Origin of the sequence: Bradyrhizobium sp. 35 (genome assembly GCF_023073215.1) — a bacterium.
Lineage (GTDB): Bacteria > Pseudomonadota > Alphaproteobacteria > Rhizobiales > Xanthobacteraceae > Bradyrhizobium > Bradyrhizobium canariense_D.
Map to the genome: position 1 here is coordinate 11,786 of NZ_JADPJC010000131.1, position 24,462 is coordinate 36,247.

At 64.9% G+C, this 24,462-nt stretch carries 24 protein-coding genes and 1 tRNA gene; 9 read left to right on the forward strand and 16 right to left on the reverse strand.

All coding sequences use genetic code 11. From position 1 onward, the window contains the following. Window positions 1-150 precede the first annotated feature (150 nt). Window positions 151-516, forward strand: a complete 366-nt coding sequence (locus IVB36_RS26535) for a nuclear transport factor 2 family protein (RefSeq protein WP_018452997.1) — start codon at window positions 151-153, stop codon at window positions 514-516. A 72-nt stretch (window positions 517-588) separates the two neighbouring features. Here the strand turns inward: IVB36_RS26535 and IVB36_RS26540 are convergent, their stop codons facing one another. Beyond that, window positions 589-1,509 (reverse strand): amino acid ABC transporter substrate-binding protein, encoded by a 921-nt coding sequence (locus tag IVB36_RS26540; protein WP_026232434.1) that lies wholly within the window; start codon window positions 1,507-1,509, stop codon window positions 589-591. Between the two features lie 12 nt (window positions 1,510-1,521). Continuing rightward, window positions 1,522-2,817 carry a dicarboxylate/amino acid:cation symporter gene (locus IVB36_RS26545; protein ID WP_027569994.1) on the reverse strand — a complete coding sequence of 432 codons (1,296 nt, stop codon included), beginning with the start codon at window positions 2,815-2,817 and terminating at the stop codon, window positions 1,522-1,524. Between the two features lie 207 nt (window positions 2,818-3,024). Between IVB36_RS26545 and IVB36_RS26550 the strand changes: the two genes are divergently transcribed. The 4 genes from IVB36_RS26550 to IVB36_RS26565 all read left to right on the forward strand — a co-directional run bounded on the left by IVB36_RS26550 (window position 3,025) and on the right by IVB36_RS26565 (window position 8,025). Then, entirely contained in the window at window positions 3,025-4,026 is a 1,002-nt protein-coding gene (locus IVB36_RS26550) for an NADP-dependent oxidoreductase (RefSeq protein WP_018452994.1), read from the forward strand. Between the two features lie 151 nt (window positions 4,027-4,177). Continuing rightward, on the forward strand, window positions 4,178-5,008 hold the full coding sequence (locus IVB36_RS26555) for a cysteine rich repeat-containing protein (protein WP_247299211.1): 831 nt from the start codon (window positions 4,178-4,180) through the stop codon (window positions 5,006-5,008). Window positions 5,009-5,275: 267 nt separating this feature from the next. Then, window positions 5,276-6,415 carry an FAD-dependent monooxygenase gene (locus tag IVB36_RS26560; RefSeq protein ID WP_018452992.1) on the forward strand — a complete coding sequence of 380 codons (1,140 nt, stop codon included), beginning with the start codon at window positions 5,276-5,278 and terminating at the stop codon, window positions 6,413-6,415. Next, complete coding sequence (locus IVB36_RS26565) at window positions 6,412-8,025, forward strand: benzoate-CoA ligase family protein (protein ID WP_247393554.1); 1,614 nt, start codon at window positions 6,412-6,414, stop codon at window positions 8,023-8,025. Before IVB36_RS26560 ends, IVB36_RS26565 begins: the two co-directional genes overlap by 4 nt. 45 nt (window positions 8,026-8,070) lie before the next feature. Here IVB36_RS26565 and IVB36_RS26570 read toward each other — a convergent pair whose 3' ends face one another. Beyond that, complete coding sequence (locus IVB36_RS26570; protein ID WP_018452990.1) at window positions 8,071-8,583, reverse strand: MarR family transcriptional regulator; 513 nt, start codon at window positions 8,581-8,583, stop codon at window positions 8,071-8,073. Further along, window positions 8,573-9,205 (reverse strand): maleylacetoacetate isomerase, encoded by a 633-nt coding sequence (gene maiA / locus IVB36_RS26575; protein WP_018452989.1) that lies wholly within the window; start codon window positions 9,203-9,205, stop codon window positions 8,573-8,575. Before maiA ends, IVB36_RS26570 begins: the two co-directional genes overlap by 11 nt. A gap of 90 nt (window positions 9,206-9,295) precedes the next feature. Here maiA and gtdA point away from each other — a divergent pair, with 90 nt between their 5' ends. Further along, a complete protein-coding gene (gene gtdA / locus IVB36_RS26580) occupies window positions 9,296-10,336 on the forward strand; it encodes a gentisate 1,2-dioxygenase (protein WP_247393557.1) in 1,041 nt (346 codons plus the stop codon). 108 nt (window positions 10,337-10,444) lie between these two features. Here gtdA and IVB36_RS26585 read toward each other — a convergent pair whose 3' ends face one another. Genes IVB36_RS26585 through IVB36_RS26600 form a run of 4 tightly spaced genes read right to left on the reverse strand, consistent with a single transcriptional unit; the run spans window position 10,445 to window position 14,455 of the window. After that, the gene (locus IVB36_RS26585) at window positions 10,445-11,269 is read right to left on the reverse strand and encodes an ABC transporter permease (protein ID WP_018452987.1); all 825 of its coding nucleotides are present in this window, start codon (window positions 11,267-11,269) and stop codon (window positions 10,445-10,447) included. Beyond that, window positions 11,262-12,035, reverse strand: a complete 774-nt coding sequence (locus IVB36_RS26590; protein ID WP_247393560.1) for an ABC transporter ATP-binding protein — start codon at window positions 12,033-12,035, stop codon at window positions 11,262-11,264. The genes IVB36_RS26585 and IVB36_RS26590 overlap by 8 nt, the downstream gene beginning before the upstream one ends. A 16-nt stretch (window positions 12,036-12,051) precedes the next feature. Beyond that, window positions 12,052-13,056 carry an ABC transporter substrate-binding protein gene (locus IVB36_RS26595; protein ID WP_018452985.1) on the reverse strand — a complete coding sequence of 335 codons (1,005 nt, stop codon included), beginning with the start codon at window positions 13,054-13,056 and terminating at the stop codon, window positions 12,052-12,054. Window positions 13,057-13,090: 34 nt separating this feature from the next. Further along, window positions 13,091-14,455, reverse strand: coding sequence for an FAD-dependent oxidoreductase (locus tag IVB36_RS26600; protein ID WP_018452984.1), 1,365 nt, complete (start codon window positions 14,453-14,455; stop codon window positions 13,091-13,093). Window positions 14,456-14,568: 113 nt separating this feature from the next. Here IVB36_RS26600 and IVB36_RS26605 point away from each other — a divergent pair, with 113 nt between their 5' ends. Then, entirely contained in the window at window positions 14,569-15,453 is an 885-nt protein-coding gene (locus IVB36_RS26605; RefSeq protein WP_018452983.1) for a LysR family transcriptional regulator, read from the forward strand. A gap of 47 nt (window positions 15,454-15,500) precedes the next feature. Here the strand turns inward: IVB36_RS26605 and IVB36_RS26610 are convergent, their stop codons facing one another. Then, window positions 15,501-16,304, reverse strand: a complete 804-nt coding sequence (locus tag IVB36_RS26610; protein ID WP_085351611.1) for an enoyl-CoA hydratase-related protein — start codon at window positions 16,302-16,304, stop codon at window positions 15,501-15,503. Between the two features lie 154 nt (window positions 16,305-16,458). Here IVB36_RS26610 and IVB36_RS26615 point away from each other — a divergent pair, with 154 nt between their 5' ends. Continuing rightward, window positions 16,459-17,433 carry a ketopantoate reductase family protein gene (locus tag IVB36_RS26615; RefSeq protein WP_018452981.1) on the forward strand — a complete coding sequence of 325 codons (975 nt, stop codon included), beginning with the start codon at window positions 16,459-16,461 and terminating at the stop codon, window positions 17,431-17,433. A gap of 4 nt (window positions 17,434-17,437) precedes the next feature. On the opposite strand, the gene IVB36_RS26620 is transcribed toward IVB36_RS26615, so the two are convergent. Next, entirely contained in the window at window positions 17,438-18,130 is a 693-nt protein-coding gene (locus tag IVB36_RS26620) for an alpha/beta family hydrolase (protein WP_231189766.1), read from the reverse strand. Window positions 18,131-18,257: 127 nt separating this feature from the next. On the opposite strand from IVB36_RS26620, the gene IVB36_RS26625 reads away from it, so the two are divergent. Then, window positions 18,258-19,403, forward strand: coding sequence for an acyl-CoA dehydrogenase family protein (locus IVB36_RS26625; RefSeq protein WP_018452979.1), 1,146 nt, complete (start codon window positions 18,258-18,260; stop codon window positions 19,401-19,403). Window positions 19,404-19,429: 26 nt separating this feature from the next. Here the strand turns inward: IVB36_RS26625 and IVB36_RS26630 are convergent, their stop codons facing one another. The 6 genes from IVB36_RS26630 to IVB36_RS26655 form a co-directional block, all read right to left on the reverse strand. Further along, window positions 19,430-20,569, reverse strand: coding sequence for an amidohydrolase/deacetylase family metallohydrolase (locus tag IVB36_RS26630; protein ID WP_018452978.1), 1,140 nt, complete (start codon window positions 20,567-20,569; stop codon window positions 19,430-19,432). Window positions 20,570-20,693: 124 nt separating this feature from the next. Continuing rightward, window positions 20,694-20,770, reverse strand: a tRNA-Arg gene (locus tag IVB36_RS26635). A gap of 97 nt (window positions 20,771-20,867) precedes the next feature. Next, window positions 20,868-21,824, reverse strand: a complete 957-nt coding sequence (locus IVB36_RS26640) for a tripartite tricarboxylate transporter substrate-binding protein (protein ID WP_018452977.1) — start codon at window positions 21,822-21,824, stop codon at window positions 20,868-20,870. A 48-nt stretch (window positions 21,825-21,872) separates the two neighbouring features. Continuing rightward, complete coding sequence (locus tag IVB36_RS26645; protein ID WP_018452976.1) at window positions 21,873-22,244, reverse strand: cupin domain-containing protein; 372 nt, start codon at window positions 22,242-22,244, stop codon at window positions 21,873-21,875. A 26-nt stretch (window positions 22,245-22,270) separates the two neighbouring features. Next, window positions 22,271-22,909: an RraA family protein gene (locus IVB36_RS26650; protein ID WP_204514026.1), complete on the reverse strand. Its 639-nt coding sequence runs from the start codon at window positions 22,907-22,909 to the stop codon at window positions 22,271-22,273. A 26-nt stretch (window positions 22,910-22,935) separates the two neighbouring features. Beyond that, window positions 22,936-24,453: an AMP-binding protein gene (locus tag IVB36_RS26655; RefSeq protein ID WP_247299205.1), complete on the reverse strand. Its 1,518-nt coding sequence runs from the start codon at window positions 24,451-24,453 to the stop codon at window positions 22,936-22,938. Between the last annotated feature and the right edge of the window lie 9 nt (window positions 24,454-24,462).

Genomic DNA, 24,462 nt, shown 5'->3' on the forward strand with positions numbered 1-24,462 from the left:
TGCGCGCGCTTGTCGGCGCATGATCCGATCGGGAAACCGCTTCACACTTTCCCGCATCATGCGCATGACCTCCGAGGTAATCGATCAGCGCGCGCAAACCTTCGATAATCATGTCAGCCGAACGACACGGCGCCATCGAAGGAGACGACAATGACCGATCCCATCACCATCGCTCGCCGCTACATCGATCTCTGGAACGAACGTGCAGCTGACCGCCGGCGCGAACTGCTGAGCCAGAACTGGACGGCGGATGCGAGCTATGTCGATCCCCTGATGAAGGGCGACGGCCATGACGGCGTCGATGCGCTGATCGCAGGCGTGCAGCAGCGCTTCCCCGATTTCAAATTCAAGCTGATCGGCGAGCCCAACGGCTACGGCGACCATGTCCGCTTCAGTTGGGGCCTTGGTCCTGACGGCATCGACAGCCCGATCAAGGGTACGGATTTCGCCGTGCTGAAGGACGGCCGTATCAGGAGCATCACGGGATTTCTGGACCAGGTGCCCGCCGGCACGTGAGCGCGCGCTGCTCGTTGCTGCGCCCTCTCCCCCGGTAAGGGAGAGGGCACACTTTCGTTCGTCGCACAGGCGCTAGTTATTCGCGCTCGCGGAATCGTCCATCGCCTTGAAGGCTTCCTCCAGCTGCAGCGAGATCGGCACGTTCAGCCGTTCGCCGGTCGGAAGCCGTGCGGTGAACCATTTGTTGTAGAGCGGAACGAGGTCGTGGTTGGAGCCGAGCTTGCGGAAAGTGCGATCGACCACCGCCGCCAGTTGCGGTTCGCCCTTGCGGAACATGATGCCGTAGGGGTCGTAGGACAGGTAATCGCCGGTGACGCGGAACTTGTCCTGTGCCTTGTGACGCACGATCAGGCTGGACAGCAGGATGTCGTCGGTCGCGAACGCATCGGCCTTGCCGTCGACGAGCATCTGGTATGACTGTTCGTGATCGGCACCGACAACGATGGTCAGTCCCAACGATGACTTCTTGTCGGCCGCCTGGATCGCCTGCTCGTTGGTGGTGCCCTTCGTCACCACGACGGTCTTGCCCTTCAGATCAGTCAGTGACTGGACGCTGGACGCCTTCGGCACCATCAGCTTGGTGCCGGCGACGAACATCAGCGGCGAGAAGGCGACGCGCTTGCCGCGCTCGGCATTGGCCGTGGTCGAGCCGCATTCCAGGTCGATCTTGTTCTGGAGCACGGCGTCGATGCGGTCATCGGAGGTGACCTTGACGTAGGCGATCTTCAGATTGGGATCGTCGACCTCGACGCCGATCTCCTCGACAATAGCCTCGCAAAGCTCGAGGCTGTAGCCGATCGGCCGGTTGGCCTGGTCGAGGAAGGAGAACGGCGGCGAGCTCTCGCGATAGCCGAGGCGCACGGTGTGCGCGGTCTTGATCGCCGACAGCGTCGGGCTAAGCCCTTCGCTGCCACCGGTCTGGGCGGAGGCACCCGTGGCCAGCAGGCACGCTGCCAGCAACAGGCCGCCCGATATCGCCATTGAAAGGCGCATGATGCACTCCGATCAATGGCCGGCCATCGCAGGCACTTCGCCGGGGATCATGTCCCCCGGCACGGCATCGCCAGGTTCAAGCTCGTGCTCGGGCCCGAGCTCGCCTTCCCACTTGGCCACGACCGAGGTCGCGAGCGTGTTGCCGATCACGTTGGTGGCGCTGCGGCCCATGTCGAGGAAGGTGTCGATGCCCATGATCATCAACAGCCCCGCCTCGGGGATGCCGAACTGCGAGAGCGTCGAGGCGATCACCACGAGGGAGGCGCGCGGCACGCCGGCCACGCCCTTCGAGGTGATCATCAGCGTTGCCAGCATCGCGAGCTGGGTGCCGAGCGGCATGTCGATGTGATAGCTCTGCGCGATGAAGACGCTCGCGAAGGTGCAGTACATCATCGTGCCGTCGAGATTGAAGGAATAGCCGAGCGGCAGCACGAAGCTCGATATCCGCGACGAGGCGCCGAACTTGTTCAACCCCTCCAGAGTTTTCGGATACGCCGCTTCCGAGCTCGCGGTGGAGAACGCGATCATCAGCGGTTCGCGGATCAGCTTCAGCAGATGGGCGTAGCGCGGCCCGATCACGATGAAGCCCACGACCACCAGGATGCCCCACAGGAGCGCGAGCGAGAGATAGAAGCCACCCATGAAGACGATGAGCTTCCAGAGCACTAGCAGGCCGTTCTTGGCAACCGTCGCGGTGATGGCGGCCCAGACCGCGAACGGCGCGAACAGCATCACATAGCCCGTCACCTTGAGCATGATGTGGCCGATGTCGTCGATCAGCGCCAGGATCGGCTTGGAGCGCTCGGGCATCGAGCCCATCGCCACCGAGAAGAACACGGCGAAGATCACGATCTGCAGGATCTCGTTCTGCGCCATCGCATCCGCGATCGAGGTCGGGATCAGATGGGTCAGGAATTTTTCGATCGAGAAGGCGGAAACCGGCAGGCCGGTCGACTGCGCCTTGTCAGGCAGCGTACCCGGGAAATTCGCGCCGGGCTGGAGCAGATTGACCATCACGAGGCCGAGCATCAGCGAGACGAAAGAGGCGCTGACGAACCAGCCCATGGTCTTGGCGAAGATGCGGCCGAGCTTGGAGCCCGAGCCCATATGAGCAATGCCGCCGACCAGGGTCGCAAATACCAGCGGCGCGATTATCATCTTGATCAGGCGCAGGAAAATCACGGCGATCAGGTTGATGGACGAGGCCCAGTCGCCCCGCGTGTCGGGCAGGAAATTGTAGATCGCCGCGCCCATGATGATGCCGAGCACCATCGCCACCAGAATGAATTGCGTAAACCTGTTCGACATTGAACACCCCCGCTACACCGACCGCTTCATGATGTCGCAGATATGACGACTGCGCAACACGCTTGGCGTGCGATCGTCGGGCGGATGTTCCCGTTGCGAAACTGGCGCCCGCGATCTAGCCTTCATGCAGCGCACAACGAAAGCGGCTTGCACGTTTTTCTTGCGGCCGCTGCATCAATAATCGTCAAACGACCGAGGGGAAACATCATGAGCGGCAGCATCAATCGTCAGATTCTTTTGGTGGAAAAGCCCAGCGGCAAGCTCGGTCCCGAGCACTTCAAGCTGGTCGAAGGTGCGGTGCCCGAGCCGAAGGACGGCGAGGCCTTGCTGCGCGTGCGTTACATCTCGCTCGACGCCGCCAACCGCGCCTGGATGCACGGCGCGACCTATCGTTCAGCGGTGGAGGCCAACAGCGTGATGGCCGGCGGCGCCATCGCCGAGGTCATCAGCTCGAAGGCGCCGGAGCTTGCGCCGGGCGACATCGTGTTCGGCGACACCGGCTGGCAGGAGTTGGCGACAGTGCCCGCCAAGCATCTCACCAAGATGCCGAAGCTCGAGCCGATGACGCATCTGCTCAGCGTGTTCGGCATTGCCGGCCTCACCGCCTATTTCGGCCTGCTGGAGATCGGCAAGCCCAGAGAGGGCGAGACGGTCGTGGTCTCCGCGGCCGCGGGCTCGGTCGGCTCGATCGTCGGGCAAATCGCGAAGATCAAGGGATGCCGGGTCATCGGCATCGCCGGCGGCGCCGACAAGTGCAGCTGGCTGACCTCCGAACTCGGCTTCGATGCCGCCGTCGACTACAAGGACGGCGCGGTGTTCAAGGCGTTGCGCGCGGCGGCTCCGAAGGGCATCGATGTCTATTTCGACAATGTCGGCGGCGACATTCTCGAAGCCTGCCTGCCGCAGATGAACAATTACGGCCGCATCGCCTGCTGCGGTGCGATCTCGCAATATGACGGCGCGCCCTCGGCACACGGCCCGCGCGGCGTGCCCGGCCTGATCGTGGTGAAGCGGCTCGTCATGCAAGGCTTCATCGTGATGGACTACATGAAAGAGAGTCAGCGAGCGCTCGCCGACCTCCAGGCCTGGGTCACATCCGGCAAGCTGAAGGTGCAGGAGGACATCATCGACGGCCTCGAGAACACGCCGAAGGCGCTGGTCGGATTGCTGGCGGGCGAGAACCGCGGCAAGCGGATGATCAAGCTCTGACGACGTAGTTACGTCGCAATTGCAAAGCCAATATCTACTTGCGGTAGAGGTCGCGGCGGCCAATGATGTCGCGCGCGGCATCACCCGCGACGATTGTTTGCATCACATTTGAAAAAATTGTCGGCGTTGCCGACAGGGCAGGAATACTCGGATGTTCAACACGTTGAAACATGCGTCGGCACGCGGGGCGTTGCTGGCGGCGGCTCTCTTCGCAACTGCAGCAGGCGCATTCGCACAAGCGCCGACCGAGGCGCAAAAGAGCGCGATCCGCTCCGCATGCCGCTCGGATTTCATGGCGCACTGCGCGAGCGTCACGCCCGGCGGCGTGGAAGCCTATCAATGCCTGCAGAAGAACATGTCCAGCCTGTCCTCGGGATGCCAAACCGCGGTCCGCGCCGTCGAGCCTGCTGCGGCGCCGAAGACCGAGGCTGCACCCAAAGAGGCTCCACCCAAGGCGGAGGCCGCGCCTGCCGCGCCGAAGGCTGAAACCGCCCCCGCCGCAAAGCCGGCATCTGGAGCAGCGCCGAAGGACGCGGCAGCCAAACAGCCGAGCAGCGCGCAGGTCGCTGCCGTCAAGAGCGCGTGCCGCGCCGATTATCCCAAGGTGTGCGCCAGCGTGCCGCCAGGCGGCGCGCCTGCGCTCGAATGCCTCGAGAAGAACAAGGCAAAGGTTTCGCCGGCCTGCGAGAAGGCCGTGAGCGCCGCGGCCGGCGGCGGTGGCACGGCAGCAACGGCGGCACCTCCGGGCGCGGCTCCCGCGGCGGCGGCAGCACCGGCAGCCGCGCCCGCCGTGATCGCGTTGCGCCCGCTGCGGCCGCGCGAAGAGCTGTTCATCGTCCGCTCCGCCTGCGGTGCCGACATCCGCACGCTGTGCGCCGGCGTAGCGCCTGGCGGCGGCCGCATCGTGCAGTGCATCGCCAGCAACGCCGCGTCGCTGTCACCTGCCTGCAAGGACGTGCTGGCGCCGTTCGCGGCACGCTAGAGAAGCGTGCCATCCGGCGGTCCGCTGCACCACCGTGCTCGTGGGCGGCGTACGGGTGAAGCGCTGCGTCTGACGGGGCGGATGGCCAAGCCGCCACGGTTTGGCTATGCTTCGCAAGGTCACTGCTTCGGACACGCGCCAAACGCGCGTCCGGACGTGAGCTGTGGTGTGCCGCGCGGCTTGCCGATAATTCCGCTGGCGCGGGTGGCCGGAGCACATTAGTCTACCCCTAGATAGTAAGTATACTGTCAATTAGGGAGGCAGACGTTGCGGATCGCCGTGATTGGCGGGGGGCCCGGTGGGCTCTACTTCGCCTATCTCTGGAAGAAGCGTCACCCCGAGGATCAAGTCGACCTGTTCGAACAGAACCCGGCCGACGCGACCTGGGGCTTTGGCGTGGTGTTTTCTGATCAGGCCCTGGAATTCCTGCGCGCCGACGACCCCGAGACGGTCGACGCGATCTCGCCGCACATGGAGAGCTGGGAGAACATCACGCTGAACCTGAGCGGCGACAGCGTGGCCATCGACGGCGTCGGCTTCTCCTCGATCGGCCGGCTCGAGCTCTTGCGATTCCTGCAGCAGCGCGCGATCAATGCCGGCGTCACCCCGCGCTTCGACACGCCGATTCATGCGATCGATCAGCTCAACGGGCACGATCTGATCGTCGCTGCCGACGGGCTGAACTCGCTGGTACGCCGCGCCTTCGAGGGCGATTTCGGCACCTCGCTGTCCTACTCCTCGAACAAGTTCGTCTGGTACGGCACCTCGAAGCGCTTCGAGACGCTGTCGCAGACCTTCGTCAAGACCGACCGCGGTGCCTTCAACGCCCATCACTACCGCTACTCGCCGACCATGAGCACCTTCCTGGTCGAATGCGACCATGCGACGTGGCAGGCCTACGGTTTCGCCTACAAGGACGTGGAGCAGTCCAAAGGTGTCTGCGAGGAGGTGTTCGCCGACACGCTCGGCGGCCGCTCGCTGGTTTCCAACAAATCGGTCTGGCGCAACTTCCCCTGGGTCTGGAACGAGCACTGGTCGTTCAAGAACATGGTGCTGCTCGGTGACGCCCTGCACTCGGCGCATTTTTCGATCGGCTCCGGCACGCGGCTCGCGATCGAGGACGCCATTGCACTGGTCAAGGCGCTGGAATCGGACGCCCATCTCTCGACCGCCCTGCATCGCTACCAGGCCGCGCGAAAGCCGGTGGTGCAGAAGCTCGTCAATGCCGCGCGGACCAGCGCTTTCTGGTACGAGCACTTTGCTCAGCACATGCAGCAGGGCCTGATGGACTTTGCCTATAGCTACATCACCCGCTCCGGCCGCATCGACGACTCCCGCCTGCGCGCGATGTCGCCGGGCTTCATGGCGCGCTACGAAGCCGCCAAGAACGGTGGGGACGAGGCATGAGCCGGCAGATTCACGACCAGGTGCCCGCCGACTGCGCGGGCGCGCGCGAGATCGGCTTTTCCGTTCCGCAGGTCTACAATGCCAGCCGCGTGCTGTTCGACAATGTCAGCAAAGGCCACGGTGACAAGCTCGCGCTCATCGGCCCCGCGAGCACGCGCACCTACGCGGAGCTCTGCGCGGAAGCCGGGCGCTGGGGCAACGGCTTTGCCTCGCTTGGCCTCAAGCGCGGCGATCGCGTGCTGTTGTTCCTCGATGACACTCCGGCCTACCCGGCCGCGTTCTTCGGCGCGGTGCGCGCCGGCTTCGTGCCATTGCTGATCAACACGCTGACACCGCCGGATCTGCTGCAATTCTATCTCGCCGATTCCGGCGCGACTGTTGCGGTGGCGGACGCCGAGTTCTGTGCACGTTTCAACGCCGAGGCCTGCAAGGACACGGCCCTGCATACCCTGGTCGTCGTCAATGGCCCGGCGAGCGATCACGCCGCGCCGAACGCCGTTTCCGCCGCCGGCTGGCTCCCCCAGTTTCCGACTGAGCTCGCGGAAGCCGACACGCATCGCAACGAGATGGCGTTCTGGATGTATTCGTCCGGATCGACCGGCCGCCCCAAGGGCATCGTGCATCTCCAGCACGACATGGCCTATAGCGAAGTCGCCTTTGCGCAGAACGTCTTGAAGCTGACGCCGGATGACATCTGCTTCTCGGTGCCAAAAATCTTCTTCGCCTATGGCTTCGGCAACGCGATCACCTTCCCGTTCTCGGCGGGCGCGACGACACTGCTGTTGCCCGGCCAGCCGAAGCCCGTGGCAATCTTTTCGGCGATCGAGCAGTACAGGCCGACGGTCTTCTTCGGCCTGCCGACGCTTTATACATCGCTGACCAAGGCCGAGGGTGCGAACAAGACCGACTTCTCCTCACTGCGCATGGCGCTCTCGGCCGCCGAGGTGCTCTCGGCCGACGTCTTCAACGGCTGGAAGACGCTCACCGGTCTCGAGATCGTGGAAGGCCTCGGCTCGACCGAGGTGCTGCACATCTATCTCTCCAACCGCCCCGAGCGGAAGAAGCTCGGCGCCGCCGGCCTGCGCGTGCCCGGCTACGAGGTCGCGCTGCGCGACAAGGACGGCCGCGATGTCGCCGACGACGAGGAAGGCATCTTGTGGGTGCGCGGCGATTCCAACACGCCGCTGTACTGGAACCGGCCGGACAAATCCGCCGAGACCATCCGCGAAGGCGGCTGGATCTACACCGGCGACCGCTTCGTCCGCGATGGCGATGGCTTTCACTTCTTCCGCGGCCGCGCCGACGATCTCATCAAGATCTCCGGCCAATGGGTCTACCCGCTCGAGGTTGAGCTTTGCCTCGCCGACCACCCGGACATCCGCGAATGCGCGGTGTTCGCCGCCGAGCTGCCGGACCGGCGCATGACGCTTAAGGCAGTGGTGGTGATGAACACCCGCGCGGCGGATCAAAGCGAAACGACCCGGCGGCTGCAGGATTACGTGAAGGGCAAACTGCTTCCTTACAAATATCCGCGCGAGGTGATCTTCATCGACGAGCTGCCGAAGACCGGCACGGGGAAGATCGACCGGCAGGCGTTGCTGAGGATGTGAGCCACCGCTGCCATCGCCCGCGAAGGCGGGCGATGACAACCAGGATTAAGGTGCCTTCCCCAGATGCTCCATCGCGTCCTCCGCCCGGAGCGGCACCCGCGACGCCTCGTTGTTGAGATCGACGAGCTGCGCCAGGAGCCCCATAAGCGCCTTGCGGTCCGCTGGCTTGAGCGGCTCGAGCATCCGCGCCTGGGCGCGTTCGACGGCGGGAATGATGTCGCGCAGGATCGCCGCGCCTGATTTGGTCAAATAGAGCAGCTTGATCCGCTTGTCTTCCGGCGCCGGCCTGCGCTCGACGAAATCCTTGGCCTGAAGCCGCTCGATCACGCTGCCGAGCGTGGAGCGATCGAAGGCGATCACCGCGGACAGCCGCGTCGCGTCGATGCCGGGGTGGGTGTGGATCGCGATCAGCGCCGCGTATTGCACCGGCGTGAGGTCGAACGCCTTGCACTCCTCCATGAAGATCGAGACCGCGATCTGCTGCATGCGCCGGAACAGATAGCCCGGCGCCGCATAGACCGCGTCTATCGTGATTGGAGGGGCAGGCTTACTCGGCATCGGGCTGCTTCTCCGGCGCTGCGTTGACGAACGCCGGCAGGGCCTTGGCCGCAGCTTCCGCTTCAAGCAGGCGCGGATAGGCGGAGACGTCGACGCCGAAGCGGCGCGCATTGGCGAGCTGCGGCACAAGACAGAGATCGGCGAGCGTCGGCACATCCCCGAAGCAGAACGGGCCCGGCTCGTTTCTGATCAGCGTCTCGCACGCCGCGAGCCCCTCGCGGTTGACCCAGGCCGCCCAGTCCTGAACCTTCTCCTCGGCAAGGCCGAGCTCGCGCAGCCGCGCCAGCACCTTCAAGTTCTGCACGGGGTGAGTGTCGCAGGCGATCGCCAGCGCGAACGCCCTCACCTTGGCGCGCTGCAACGCATCCCTCGGCAACAGGGGCGGGTTGGGATGGGTCTCGTCGAGCCATTCGATGATGGCGACCGATTGGGTCAGCACTGCGCCCGCATCGTTCTCCAGCGCCGGCACCAGGCCTTGCGGATTGATGGCGAGATAGGCTGGCGCACATTGCTCGCCCTTGCGAAGATGATGCGGCAGGTGCTCGGCACCGCGGCCTTTGAGGTTCAGCGCGATGCGTACCCGGTAGGCGGCGCTGGAGCGGAAATAGCCGTGCAGCTTCATCGGAACCCTCCCGTTTCGTTCTTGTTCGCACGTTGACGCTACCCAGATCGTAAGTATACTGTCAATCAACAAAGCGACGGGAGCCGCACCATGGAAGCCGTGACCAAGACGCCGGAACGCGAGGCGTTCTACAAGAAGATCGACGGCGAGAATCTCACCGCGCTCTGGACGGTCATGAGCGATTTGATCACGCCGGAGCCGAAGAGCGCCTGCCGGCCGCATCTGTGGAAGTTCGACATCATCCGCGACTACATGACCGAAGCCGGCAAGCTGATCACGGCGAAAGAGGCCGAGCGGCGCGTGCTGGTTCTGGAAAACCCCGGCCTGCGCGGACAGTCGAAAATCACCACGTCGCTCTATGCCGGCGTGCAGATGGTGGTGCCCGGCGACGTCGCGCCCGCGCACCGGCACAGCCAATCGGCACTGCGCTTCGTGCTCGAAGGCAAGGGCGCCCACACCGCCGTGGACGGCGAGCGCACCGCGATGGAGCCCGGCGACTTCATCATCACGCCGTCGATGACCTGGCACGATCATTCCAACGAGACCGACCAGCCGATGTTCTGGCTCGACGGTCTCGACATTCCGCTGGTGCAGTTCTTCGACTGCTCTTTCGCGGAAGGCTCCAACGAGGATCAGCAGAAGATTACAAGGCCGGCCGGCGACAGCTTTGCACGCTACGGCCACAATCTGCTGCCGGTCGACGTGAAGCGGAGCTCGAAGACTTCCCCGATCTTCAGCTATCCCTATGCCTACACGCGCGAGGCACTGGAGAAGGCTCGCGCGAGCCAGGAGTGGGATGCCTGTCACGGGCTGAAGCTGAAATTCAGCAACCCCGAGACCGGCGACTTCGCGATGCCGACCATCGGCACGTTCATCCAGCTGCTGCCGAAGGGCTTCAAGACCGCGCGCTATCGCGCGACGGACGCGACGGTGTTCTGTCCGATCGAGGGCCACGGCCGTACCCGCATCGGGGATGCGACGTTCGAATGGGGCCCGCGCGATTTGTTCGTGGTGCCGAGCTGGCAATGGGTCACGCACGAGGCTGATATGGATGCGGTGCTGTTCAGCTTCTCGGATCGCCCCGTGCAGCAGAAGCTGGATTTGTTCCGGGAGGATCGCGGGAATGGGTGAGGTACGCTGCTGGTAGCATCGTCATTGCGAGCGCAGCGAAGCAATCCAGAATCTTTCCGCGGCGACAGTCTGGATTGCTTCGCTGCGCTCGCAATGACGGAGTAAACCTCACCGCCAGTGCAACAGCCGCGTCTCCAGCCAGTTGATCACCCTCCCCACCATCAACCCAAACACCGACAAAATCACCACGCCCGCGAGCAGCTGATCCGTCTGCATCAAATTGCCAGCCTGCAGCACGAACGCGCCGATGCCGTACTGCGCGCCGATCATCTCGGCGCTGACGACGAGCAGCAGCGCCACCGACGAGGTGATACGGAAGCCGGCGAGGATCGCGGGCAGCGCGCCCGGCCAGACCACCTTGCGCACGATGGTGGCGAACGGCACGTTGAAGCTCTGCGCCATGCGGATGAGGTTGCGCGGCACCGCGTCGACGCCGCTATAGACCGAGATCGCGGTCGAGAAGAACACCCCGAGCGCAATGGTCGCGATCTTCGGCTCTTCACCGATGCCGAGCCAGAGGATCAACAGCGGCAGCAGCGCGATCTTCGGGATCGGGAACAGCGCCGAGATGAAGGTGATGCCGACGCTGCGCGCCAGACGCGACAGGCCGATGGCAAAGCCAACGGCGACACCGGCTGCCGTGCCGAGCAGCCAGCCGACACCGATGCGCAGGAGCGACGCGGAAAGGTGCTGCCACAGCGCACCCGAGATCGCGAGCTGGTAGATCGCCCGCGCGATCGCCGATGGCGGTGGCAGGAATAGCGGATTGACCAGGCCGGTGCTGCCGGCGGCCTGCCAGATCGCAATGACCAGCGCGAGCGCGATCCAGCCGCCGAAACGGCTGCTCGCCGGCACGAAGCCGGCGCCGCGAAAGCGGACGCGCCGGACCGCTTCATCCTTCGTCGATGTTCCCGCCGGAGCGCGATCAAGCATGCTGGACCTTGCGCTCGGCATCGATCGCCTCGTTGCGGATCAGCGACCAGATCTGGTTCTGAAGCGCGAGCAGCTTTTCACGGGCTGCAATGTCACCGCGCTCAGTGCGCGTCATCGGCACGCTCACGACCTCGCGAATACGGCCAGGGCGCCGCGACAGCACCACGATGCGGTCGGCAAGCCTCGCCGCCTCTTCGAGATTATGCGTGACATACACGGCGCCCATGCCGCCATCGGCGAGCAGCCGGACGAAATCCTCCATCAGCAGTTCGCGGGTCTGCGAATCCAACGCCGACAATGGCTCGTCCATCAGGAGAATGGCCGGCCTGACCGCGAGCGCGCGCGAAATGCCGACGCGCTGGCGCATGCCGCCGGAAAGCTGCTTTGGATAGGTTTTGCGAAAATCGGTCAGGCCGGTGCGGCGCAAGGCGTCCTCGACCAGCGCGCGGCGCTGCACGGCCGAGAGCTGGGTGTGCAGCAGCGGGAATTCGACGTTCTCCTCCACATTCGCCCAGGGCAGCAGCGCAAAGTCCTGGAACACGAAGGTGAGCGGATTGAGGCTGTCCGCCGGCGGCGATCCACGCAGCTCGGGCGCGCCGGAGGTCGGCAGCAACAGCCCGCCGAGGATCGACAGCAACGTGCTCTTGCCGCAGCCCGACGGCCCCACGATCGCCACCACCTCGCCCGCGCTGACGGTGAACGAGACGTTGTCGAGCACGGCGAGATCGCCGAAGCGATGGGTGATGTGGTTGGCGATCAGGTCCATGGACTGCGTTCTACTCTCAATCCGCCTTCACGAATTCCTTGGCGATGATCGCATTCGCGTCGAAGCCCTTGTCGGCAAAACCCTGCTCCTGGAGCCATTTGATCTGGTTGTCGACGTTCTTCACATCCAGCTTGCCGTCGGGATCGATATAGGCGCAGTTGCCGACCACCTGCTCGACCGGGAGGTTCGTATATTTGGCGATGATCTCCAGCAGCGGCTTTGTCTTGTCATTGATCGGCGCGACACCGTCCTTCATCGCGGCGAGGATGACGTCGTGATATTCGCGGTCGGCCTTTGCCAAGGCGCCGAGCAGCTTCGTCACCAGCACCTTGTTGGTCAGCGTCTTCGGCGAGGCGAACACCGCGCCCAATTGCCAGGGTGTCTCGTCGCCGACCCAGCCGAGAAACTTCGCACCACCGTCGTCCATCAGCTTTCGCGCGGTGGAGATCGGCAGCAGCGCTGCATCCACGGTCTCGCCCTTCAGCGCGGCCGCCGCATTCGACAGCGATTGCAGCGGCACAATCTTCACGTCGGCGAGCTTGAAACCGTATTTGTCGGCAAGCAGGCCGAGCGAATAGTGAAAGGAGGAGCCAACCTGCGTCATCGCCACGCGCTTGCCCGCGAGGTCCTTCGGCGTCTTCAGACCGCTCGCATAGGCGTTGTTGCTGGCGAAATAGCCGATCAGGGGATAACCAGCCTTCTCGCGGCTCATGCCGCCGATCACCTTGAGCACGCCCTTGCCGGCGAGATTGTAAAGACCTGCGGTGAAGGCGGTGACGCCGAAATCGATGTCGCCCGAGGTCGTCGCCACCGCGATCGGCTGCGCCGCGTCGAAGAATTTCAGCTCGACCTCGAGGCCGGCCTCGCGGAAATAGCCCTTGTCCTGCGCGATGAACACCGGCGCGGAGGAGGATAGCCTGAGCACGCCGATCCTGGCCTTCAGCGCGTCCTCGGCTCGGGCCGTGCCCATTGCTGTGATCGCCATCAGGCCAGCTAGCGCGAGCCGCACAATCCCGATCATTTCGTTTCCTCCGCCGTCGATATCTTGCAGTCGGTTACAGGCCTTCAGGCACGGGCTGGTCCCGTCCGATAAAGGCGCCCTGTTGTTTCAACGTTTCCTGCAGCTTTTCAACGGGGATGTCACGCGGGATCCGGTTTCCGGAGAGCGCCAGCGCTGCCGCGGAACCGGCCGCCTCCCCCATCACGAAACAGGCACCGGAGACCCGGGCCGCCGATTGGCCCTCATGGGTCATCGAGGCGCAGCGGCCGGCGACCAGCAGATTATCGACGCCTTCGGGCACCAGCATGCGGTAAGGCAGCTCGTTATAGCCGCGCGATTCCGGGATCGGCGGGAAGGTGAAGACGACGTCGCCGGGGACATGGGCCTCGATCGGCCAGCCATTGACCCCGATGGAATCCTCGAACGAAGCGCAGCCGAGCACGTCCTCGCCGCTGAGCTGATAGCCGCCCGTGATGCGGCGGGTTTCGCGGATGCCGAGCTGCGGCGGCAGGTCGACGATGTAGGATTTTTCAAAGCCCGGCACGGTGCGCAGGAATTCGAACGCAGCCAGCGCCTGCTTGCGGCCCTCGATCTCGCCGCGGGTGAGATCATCAGGCTCGATGCCGTTGATGGCATGGCCGTCCTCGCGCGCCACTTGCGTAAAATTCACCCGCCATTCGATGCCGGACTTCTGCGGCCGCACGATCGCGCTCTTGCGCGGGAATGTGTGGGTGCCGGCGGCGGTGGCCTGCTCCATCAATTGCGGAATGGTCCGCCAGGCTTCGCCTGCCCTCTCCGGGTCGATGTTGTTGAGACGGAGCATCATCGAGGGATACATCGGATGACCGTGCTCGTCGCCGAATTCGAACGGCGCGCCGGCCCAAACCGCGAGATCGCCGTCGCCGGAGCAATCGATGAAGATCTCCGATCGCACCGCCTGCCGGCCGGCCTTGGTCTCGACCATCAGCGCATCGATGCGGCTGTTAGCGCCCATCACCACACCGGCACCAAGCGCGTGGAAAAGGATGTGCACCTTGTGACTGGCGAGCAGTTGGTCGGCCGCGATCTTGTAGGCGGCGGTGTCGTAGGCCTGGGCGAAGACCTTGCCGAGAATCAGATGCGGCGCGTTGAGGCCGTTCAAGCGATCGATCCGCGCCAGCAACTCCGACGCCATGCCCTGCACCAGCCGGTGGGCCTCGCCGTGGACATTGCCGTGCAGGCCGCAGAAATTGGTGACGCCTGCGGCGGTGCCCATGCCGCCAAGGAAGCCGTACCGCTCGATCAGCAGCGTCTTCCGTCCCGCGCGTGCGCTTGAGGCCGCCGCCACGATGCCGGCCGGACCGCCGCCGAGGACGACGACTTCATATTCGCCGTAAAGCGGCACCTGGCGCGCCGGTTCTTCGATCGTCATGGCCTGCATGGCGCGTCCTGTCCCTGAAATCCTTTGCTTGGGCCGGACTATGAATTAACCCGGATCGAGCTACAATCCGCCAAAATAGGCGATCACCTTTCTCGAATCGCGAAAGGCCGAAGATGGACATCCTGGTAAACCTTCAGGCGTTCCTCGCGACCGCCGACGCCACCGGCTTCTCCGCGGCCGCGCGAAAACTCGGCGTCTCGACGTCGGTGGTCGCCAAGCGCGTCACGCAGCTGGAGGCGCGGATCGGCACGCCACTGTTTCATCGCTCGACCCGGCAATTGCGGCTGACCGAGGCCGGCCAGCGCTACGTGCATCGCGCCCGCGGCGTCGTCACCGACGCCGCCGATCTGCTGTCGCGCATGGGCGAGAAGGGCCACGATCTCGTCGATCATCTGCGCATCAAGGCCCCGACCTCGCTGACGGTCGCGCGGCTTGCGGACGTCTTCACCGCCTTCCAGACCCAGAACCCGCGGCTCAAGCTCGAGATCGTGCTGTTCGACCGTCCGGTCGATCCCGTCACCGAAGGCTTTGACATCGCCATCGGCGCCTTCCCGCATTCCTTTGGCGGTGTCGTCGACGAACCCTTGTGCCCGCTGAAGCGGCTGCTCTGCGCCTCGCCTGCCTATTTGAAGAAACACGGCACGCCAAAACATCCGCGTGATCTGGTCGATCATCGCTGCCTCAGCTTTCTACCGACCGGCCCCGAATGGATCTTTGACGGGCCGCGCGGCCGCATCAGCGTCCAGGTCAGTCCGCTGCTGTCCTGCAACGAGGGCCAAGTGCTGGCGCGCAGCGCCATCGCCGGCAACGGCATTGTGTTGATATCGGACTATCTCGTCGCGGGCGCCTTGCGCGACGGCGCGCTCAAGCCGGTGCTGCGCGAGTTTCCGATTCCGGAATTGTGGGTGAAGGCTGCGATCCCTGAACGGCGGCGCAATGCCGCCGCGGTACAGGCGCTGCTCACTTTGCTGAAAAGGTCACTCGCGACGTCGCTGTAAAAGCCCGTAGCCCGGATGGAGCGAAGCGTAATCCGGGCTACTCGCGTTCAGCTTTTAGCACCTGCCCAATTCGCGGCGCGCTTTTCCGCGAACGACGCCAGCCCCTCGGCGGCTTCCGCGCTCTGTCGCTTCAGCGAATGCAGATGCACGAGCCGCTTGTAAGCCGCATCGTCCACCGCCATGCCGCCGAACGAACTTTCCAGCGCGAGCCGCTTGGTCTCGGCCATCGCCTCCGATCCGTTGGCAAGCAACTGCTCGACCACCTTGGCGCCGGCGGCGTCGAGATCGGCGAGCGGCACCACCTCGTGGACGAGGCCGATACGACGGGCGTCCTCGGCGCCGAAACGTTCACCTGTCAGCGCGTAGCGGCGGACTTGCCGTACACCAATGGCATCGCAGAGCTGCGGGATGATGATGGCCGCGGTCAGGCCCCAGCGCACTTCGGTGATCGAGAACAGCGCGTTGTCGGCCGCGATCACGACGTCGCAGGCCGCGATCACGCCGGTGCCGCCGCCAAAGCAGCCGCCCTGCACCAGCGCGACCGTCGGGATAGCCAGCGTATTGAGCCGCTGCACGGCCTCGAACGTCGCCCGCGACGCGGCCTCGTTCGCCTCGCTCGATTGCGGCCGCACGCCGTTGATCCATTTGAGGTCGGCGCCAGCCTGGAAATGCTTGCCATTGCCCTTGAGCACGACGACGCGAAGGTTGGGCTTGCTGCCGAGATCGTCCATGGCCGCGAGCACGCCTGCGATCAACGCGCCGTCATAGGCATTGTTAACCTCCGGCCGGTTCAACGTGACGGTCGCAACCCCACGCGCATCCAGGGTCCACAGGACGGGGCTGTCGGTCATCGGTGTTCCTCCGCTCGTTTGTTTGGCGCGCACTATGACCGAGGCTCCGCGCCCTGATCCATATCTTTCGAGCGTAGGGCAGCCGCGTCCATCGCATGGCGGCTTGTGTCATGCTGCCGCGGGGCGGCATCAAGGGATCAGGGACGGACATCACATGCGCATCTGCATTTTCGGCGCGGGCGCCGTCGGCAGCCATCTTGCAGTTCGGTTGGCCCGCGCCGGCCACGAGGTCTCGTGCGTGATGCGGGGCGCGCACCTGGAGGCGGTCCGGGCCAACGGCCTCAAGCTGCGCGTCGGCGATTCCGAGGTCTCCGCCAAGGTGAACGCCTCCGGCGATCCGGCCCAGCTCGGCCCGCAGGACGTCGTGATCAGCACCTTGAAGGCGACCGCGTTGACCGGGCTGGTCTCCAGTCTCAAGCCGCTGCTGCAGGACAACACCGCGATCGTGTTCGCGCAGAACGGCATTCCCTGGTGGTACCGGATCGGCCTGCCGCCGCGGCACCCGACCCCGCCGGACATTTCCTTCCTCGACCCGGGCGGACGCCTGCGCGCCTGCATTCCGAAAGAGCGGATCGTCGGCGGCGTAGTCTTCTCCTCCAACGAGGTGATCGCGCCCGGCGTGGTGCAGAACCTGACGCCGGACCGCAACCGCCTGCTGATCGGCGAATGTGACGACCGCAATTGCGAGCGCATCACGACGCTCCGCGGTGTCTTCAGCGACGCACGGCTGGAATCGCCGCCGGTCGCCGAGATCCGCGAGGCGATCTGGTCAAAGCTGCTGACCAACATGTCACTGTCGGTGCTGTGCCTGCTCACCGGCCAGACCGCGCGCGGCGTGCGCGATGACCCCGCCTTTGCGGATGTCATTCCGCGGATGCTGAACGAGGCCAACGAGATCGCTCAGCATTTTATCCCCGAGGTCAAGCGCGTATCACGCAGCGGCCCCGCCCCCAACCACAAGCCGTCGCTGCTGCAGGATTACGAGCTCGGCCGCGCCATGGAGATCGACGTCCTGGTAAAGGCGCCCCAAGCCTTCGCGCGCACCGCCGGCCTGTCGACGCCGACGCTCGACTTGATCGCCGCGCTCGCGATCCAGAAGGCGCGCGACAAGGGGCTATATTCGGCGTGAGATTTCAGGCGAGGCTGTCGATCCAGGCCGCGAGCGTATCAAGCACCTCTGTCAGCGCCTCTTCATTGGTGCGGCCGGACTTTTTCAGCACCGCGAAGGAGTGATCGCCGCCTTCGATCTCATGCAGCGTCGCCTTCGGGGCAAGAGCGGCGATGACCGGCTTGAGGAGGCCGAGATCGGCGAGCCCGTCGCGGGTGCCTTGCAGGAACAGCATCGGGATCTCGACATGGGCGAGATGCTCGGCGCGCTCCGTCGACGGCTTCTTGTCGGCGTGCAGGGGAAAACCGAGGAAGGCGAGCCCTTTGACATCAGGCAGCGGAGCCTTGGACTGCGCCTGCGAGGTCATGCGCCCGCCGAAGGATTTTCCACCCGCAACGAGCATCACACCCGGGCAGAGCCGCGCGGCTTCCTCGACTGCCACGCGGATCGTGGCGTGGGCGACCGCAGGCTGGTCGGGACGGCCCTGCTTGTTTTCCATGTAAGGAAAATTGAAGCGGAAGGTCGCGATGTCGCGAGCAGCGAGCCCCTCCGCAATCTTGTCCATCGATGCATGCCGCATCCCTGCACCGGCACCATGCGCCAGGACGTAGCAGGCGCGCGCCTTGTCCGGCTGCGTCAGGATCGCGGAGACCGTGCCGATGCGCGCGATGTCGAGCTTGAGCTCTTTGGTTTTGACGGTTTGGATTTTGACAGCCACAATCAACCATCCCGATAGACGCTGCTCCGGCCGCCTTGGTAGCGTCACCGGCACAGCCTGAAAACACAATAATTGCCGCCAAAGGCTGGCCTAACCAGGCCGGCAAGCCGCATTGACCGAGGTGACCATGTCCTACCGCTCCTCCTGGATGACCGAAGAGCTCGAAATCTTCCGCGACCAGTTCCGGAAGTATCTTGCCAAGGATCTGGCCCCGCATGCCGAAAAATGGCGCGAGCAGAAGATGGTCGACCGCTTTGCCTGGCGCGGGCTCGGCGAGATGGGCGCGCTGCTGGCAAGCGTGCCGGAGGAATATGGCGGCCTGGGCGCCACCTTCGCCTATGATGCCGCCGTGCTCGACGACCTCGAAAGCACGGTGCCGGAGCTGACGACCGGCGTCTCCGTGCACAGCGCCATCGTCGCGCACTACATCCTCAATTACGGCTCGGAGGAGCAGAAGAAGCGCTGGCTGCCGAAGATGGCTTCAGGCGAGATGGTCGGCGCCATCGCCATGACCGAGCCCGGCACCGGCTCGGATTTGCAGGCCGTCAAGACCACCGCCAGGAAGCAGGGCAATTCCTACGTCATCAACGGACAGAAGACCTTCATCACCAACGGCCAGGCTGCCGACCTCGTCATCGTGGTTGCGCGCACCGGCGATGTCGGCGCCAAGGGCATTTCGCTGATCGTGGTCGAAACCTCAGGCGCGGATGGATACAAGCGCGGGCGCAACCTCGACAAGATCGGCCTGCATGCCTCCGACACGTCTGAGCTGTTCTTCGACAACGTCGCGGTGCCGCCGGACAATTTGCTCGGCGGCGAGGAAGGCCAGGGCTTCGTGCAGCTGATGCAGCAATTGCCGCAGGAGCGCCTCGCGCTCGCGGTCGGCGCGGTCGCGGCTATGGAGCGCGCGATAAAACTCACCGTCGACTACACCAAGGAGCGCAAGGCCTTCGGCAAGCCGCTGATGGATTTCCAGAACACCGCCTTCAAGCTCGCCGAGCGCAAGACCGAAGCGATGATCGCGCGCGTCTTCGTCGACTGGTGCATCGAGCGGCTGGTCGCAAAGGACCTCGACACCGTCACGGCGTCGATGGCGAAATATTGGTGCTCGGAGAAGCAGGTCGAGACCGCCGACGAATGCCTGCAGCTGTTCGGCGGCTACGGCTATATGCAGGAATATCCGATCTCGCGCATCTTCATCGATTCCCGCATCCAGAAGATCTATGGCGGGACGAACGAGATCATGAAGCTGTTGATCGCGAGGTCGTTGTAATCAAGCCGGCGTGAACGGCCTGCCGCTCAATTCGGATGCCACCACCGGCCGCCGATCACGACGCCTTCGGAGACGATCTTGCGGTCGCCGATCAGGTGCTCGCCGACGACGTCCTCATAGTCGAACTGGCCTTCCCTCACCGAGATCAGCGTGGCGTCGCCGACGCTGCCCGGCTTGAGGCTGCCGAGCTCGGGGCGCCGCAGCGCCATCGCGGCGTTGACGGTCGAGGTTGCGATGACGTCGGACAGCGGCATGCCCATGCACAGGAATTTCGACAGGGTCGTCACCTGATCGAAGGCCGGGCCGTCGATGCAGAGCTGATGAATGTCGGACGAGATGGTGTCGGGATAGAAGCCGTTGGCGAGCATCGCACGCGCGGTCTTGAATGCGAACGAGCCCTTGCCGTGGCCGATGTCGAACAGCACGCCGCGCTCGCGGGCGTCGAGCACCGCCCGCTTCACCGTGCCCTGCGCGGTCGCAGGCGTGTTGGGGAAGGGACGGAACGCATGGGTGAGCACGTCGCCGGGGCGCAGGCGCGCCAGCACCTCCTCGTAGCTCGGCGGCGGATGATCGATATGCGCCATCAGGGGCATGCCGACCTCGTTCGCGACCTCGAGCGCGATGTCGAGCGGCACGACGCCCGACGTGCCCGAGGAATGCAGCCCCACGCGCACCTTGATGCCGACGATGAGATCGCGGTTGGCGTCGGCCACCTTGGCCGCCTCGATCGGATTCATCAGCCGCAGCTCCTCGCTCTCGCCGACCATGATCCGGTGCGAGAAGCCGAAAATGCCGGCATGCGAGACATGCAGATAAGCGAGGATACGAACCTGGCTCGGCTCGATCACATGCTTGCGGAAGCCCGCGAAATTGCCCGGCCCCGCACTGCCGGTATCGACCGCGGTGGTGACGCCGGAAAGACGGCAGAACTCCTCGGCGTCGATGCCGAGCGACGTGCCGCCCCAATAGACATGGGTGTGGAGATCGATCAGTCCCGGCGTCACGATGTAGCGAGAGACGTCGCGCACCTCGGTGCCCGGATCCGCCTTGAGCCCACTGCCGATCGCCGCGACCTTGCCGCCGGAAAAGGCGACATCGGTCACGGCGTCGAGCTTCTGGGACGGGTCGACCACACGGCCGCCGCGCAGGATCAAATCGAAAGGCATTGTCGTCTCCGGATATGGCAGCGAGGCGGGGCGGCAGTCAGCCCGGGCCAGGAGGAAGCTTCGCGCTTCTAGCAATTTTTGCGCCGACGAGCGTATCAAACGCGACGATTGCTCACTGAAAAACTGGCGATCCCGGGAAGACTCGAACTTCCGACCTACGGTTTAGGAAACCGTCGCTCTATCCGGCTGAGCTACGGGACCGCGGAACCCGCAGAGCGGGTTACCGGGGCTTCATATCAAAGCGGAAGGGGGATCGGAAGCCCTCCGCGTTGCTCAATGCGGAGGGCTGCCGGTCATCTCATGCCCGGATATTGTTGTCCTTGACCACCTTGCCCCAAATGGCGACCTGCTTGTCGAAGAAGGTCTTGAAGGCGGGAGCGTCCTCGAGCAGCAGCGTCATCTGCTGCGTTTCCTTGAGCTGGGCGGCGGTCGCGGGCTCGCTCAGGATCTCCTTGGACGCCGTCGCGAGGCCTGCGACGATGTCCGGCGGCGTGCCGGTGGGCGCGAAGATGCCCCACCAGGCCAGCGTCTCGAAATCCGGAAAGCCCGCCTCGATCGCGGTCGGCGTATCCGGCAGGCCCGGCAGCCGCTCGCGGCCGAGCTGCAGGATCGGACGCAGCATGTTGGTGCCGAGCTGGGCTGCGACCAGCGCCGCAGATCCCGCGATCAGGTCGACATGGCCGCCGAGCACGTCGTTCATTGCGGGGCCTCCGCCGCGATAGGGCACGTGCATGATCTCGACGCCGGCCTTGTTGCCGAGCACGGTCATGGCGAGATGGCCGAGCGTGCCGATGCCGACGGAGGCATATTTCACCGCGCCGGGCGTCGCCTTGCAGGCCGCCACCACGTCGGCAAAGCTCTTGTAGGGGCGGCCTGCACCGGCAGCGATCACGTAAGGCGCGGTGCCGACCAGCAACACCGGCATTAGCTCGCGCTCGACATCGACGGGCGGCTTGTCGAGGATGGAGGGGATCACCGCATGGGAATCGAAGGTGACCAGGAACGTCGAGCCGTCAGGCGGGCTCTTGGCGACCTGCGCCGCGCCGAGCGCGCCTGCCGCGCCCGACTTGTTCTCGACAATGACGATGCGGTTGAGCTTGGTTTGCAGATGGCTCTGGAGCAGCCGCGCCATCGCATCGGTGGATCCGCCCGGCGGAAACGGCACCACCAGTGTGATTTTTGAAGCCTGCGCCAACGCCGGCGTCATCGCGAGAATAGCCGGCGCTGCCAGCAGCGTCCGTCGTGTGATCGTCATGGTATCCCTCCCCTGTTTTCTCGCGCCCGGCTTTTGCTCTTTGGCGCTTTAAGTGGTCCCGAAACCGGATCCCGCTTTTCTGTATTCTGGCCGCGGCGGACTGAAGATGTCCAGCACGCGGGCGCCGTCGGGGCCGGCGCGCATGGTGTGCGGCACATTACCCGGCGTGCGCCAGAAGTCGCCTTTCTTCACGGCAATCTCCTCATCACCCTGGACGCGGATGGCGGAGCCGTCGAGCAGCACGCCCCACTGCTCCTCGGGATGATGGTGCAGCGTGCCTTGCGCATGCGGCGCCAGCGTCACCACCGACAGCATCGCCTGCTCGCCGGAGAAGATGCGCGTGGTCACCCCTGCCGCGAGCTCGCGAAACAACCCGTCGCCGTTATCGTCGAGATTGTGGAATTCGTCCTGCTGGCTCACGCCGCCCTCCTCTTCATTCTCGCTGATCAGGATTTGCCATACGAGCCTTGATAACGGCCCTCGCGGATCGCCTTCAGCGTCTCCTCCTCGCGCGCGACCTGGGCTCGCACGGCGTCGAGCAGCGCCGCGGCACCGGCGGCGGCAAACGACACCACGCCGTCCTCGTCTCCGACGACGATGTCGCCGGGCGAGATCACGCTGCCGCCGATCGAAACAGGCACGTTGATCTCGCCGGGGCCGTTCTTGTAAGGGCCGCGGTGGATCACCGCGCGGGCATAGCAGGGAAAGTCATCGGCAGCGAACGCCGCGACGTCGCGGATCGCGCCGTCGATGACGTAGCCTTCGGCTTTGCGCCATTGCGCGATGTTCTTCATGATCTCACCGACCAGCGCGCGGGTCTCGTCGCCGCCGCCATCGACCACGATGACGTCGCCGGGGCCCACCAGCTCGAGCGCGCGGTGGATGGCGAGATTGTCACCGGGACGGGTGCGGACCGTGAAGGCCGTGCCCACCAGCTTGGCACCGCGATGATAGGGTTTGAGCCCCACGGCGCCCGGCAGCCGGCCGAGATTGTCCGAAATGACCGGGGTCGGCGCACCGCGAAAGCCCTCGATGATCGCGGCCGGCGGCTTCGGCACAGCGTTCGCGGCGATGGTGATGGTCATAATCTCGGTCCTTCCCATGAATTCTCTTAATCGGCGTCCGCCCGCGCCTTCGCCGGCCAAATCCGGAACGCGCGCCCCTCCTTCATCCACGCCGCGCGCTCGTCGCGCAACAGCGTGCGGCGAACTTTACCGGAATCGTCGCGTGGTGGGACGGTGACGATCTCGAAGCTCTCCGGGTGCTTGTAGCGGCTGAGCCTGTCTTTGAGGAAATCCGCCATTCCGTCGGCGATGGCTTGGCCGTCCGCATCGCTCTCCGGCTCGATGATGGCGTGCACGCGCTGGCCCAATTCCGGATCGGGCAATCCCACCACCACGCAGGAGCGCACGCCCGGACAGGCGGAGACGGCAGCTTCGACCTCGGCGGGATAGATGTTGGCGCCGCCGCGCAGCACCATGTCGGCGAGGCGGTCACCGAGATAAAGGTAGCCTTCCGCATCCAGCCTGCCGATATCGCCCAGCGATTCCCAGCCGTCGGCGCGGCGCTTCGGCTCGGCGCCGAGATAGTGATAGGTGGCGTCATTGCCGTCATTGTTGAGGAAGTAAATCTCGCCGGTCTCACCCGGCGCAACGTCGTTGCCGTCCTCGCCGATGATGCGCAAGCGCGCCGTCTCGCCGATCTTGCCGACCGAGCCCTGGTGCGTCAGCCATTCCTTGCCGGAGATGATGCAGGAGCCCTGTCGCTCGGTGCCGCCATAGAGCTCCCAGATCCGCTCAGGCCCGAGCCAGGCGATCCAGTTCTCCTTCAGCCAGGGTGGCATCGGAGCGGCCATGTGGAAGACGGTTTGCAGGCTCGACACATCGTAGGCGTTGCGCACGTGCTCCGGGAGCGCCCAGATCCGGTGCATCATGGTCGGCACGAAATTGACCCATTGCACGCGCTCGCGCGCAATTTGCCGCAGCGCCTCCTCGGCGTCGAACTTGACGAGGCCGGTGAGCTGGCCGCCGGTGAACAGCGCGTAGTGCGACACGATGAACGGCGCATTGTGATAGAGCGGACCGGGATTGAGCAACGAGACCCCGAAGGGGATGTTGAGCGGCGGCGCGGCGACCGTGTCGATCACCGCCGGCTGGTGATCGAGGATCACCTTCGGGCGGCCGGTCGATCCGCCGCTGGTCATGGCTTTCCAATAGCGCGCCACCGGTGCGGTGAGCGGCTCGTCCGAAAACCCTTCCGGCACGAAATCCGCGGGCAGACGGTTCGGCGCGTTCCAGTCGGCTTCGCCGCCGACCACCAGCGCCGGCTTCAGGATGTCGAGCACCGCGGCGGCTTCGCCGCGCGGCAGCCGCCATGACAACGAGGTCGGCGTCGCTCCGCATTTCCACACTGCAAACGAGGTCTCGAAAAACGCATTGCAGTTGGGCAAACCGATCGCGACAAAGTCGCCGGGCTTGACACCCTTGGCCATGAACGCCCGCGCGCGCCGGTTGGCGCCGCGTTCGAGCGCGTCCCATGTCAGCGTATCCTGCCCGTGACGGACGGCGATCGTGCCTTGCGGTTTGCGTTCGGCGTACCAGCGCGGCACATCGGACAGGGGCAGCAGCATGAGGCGTTT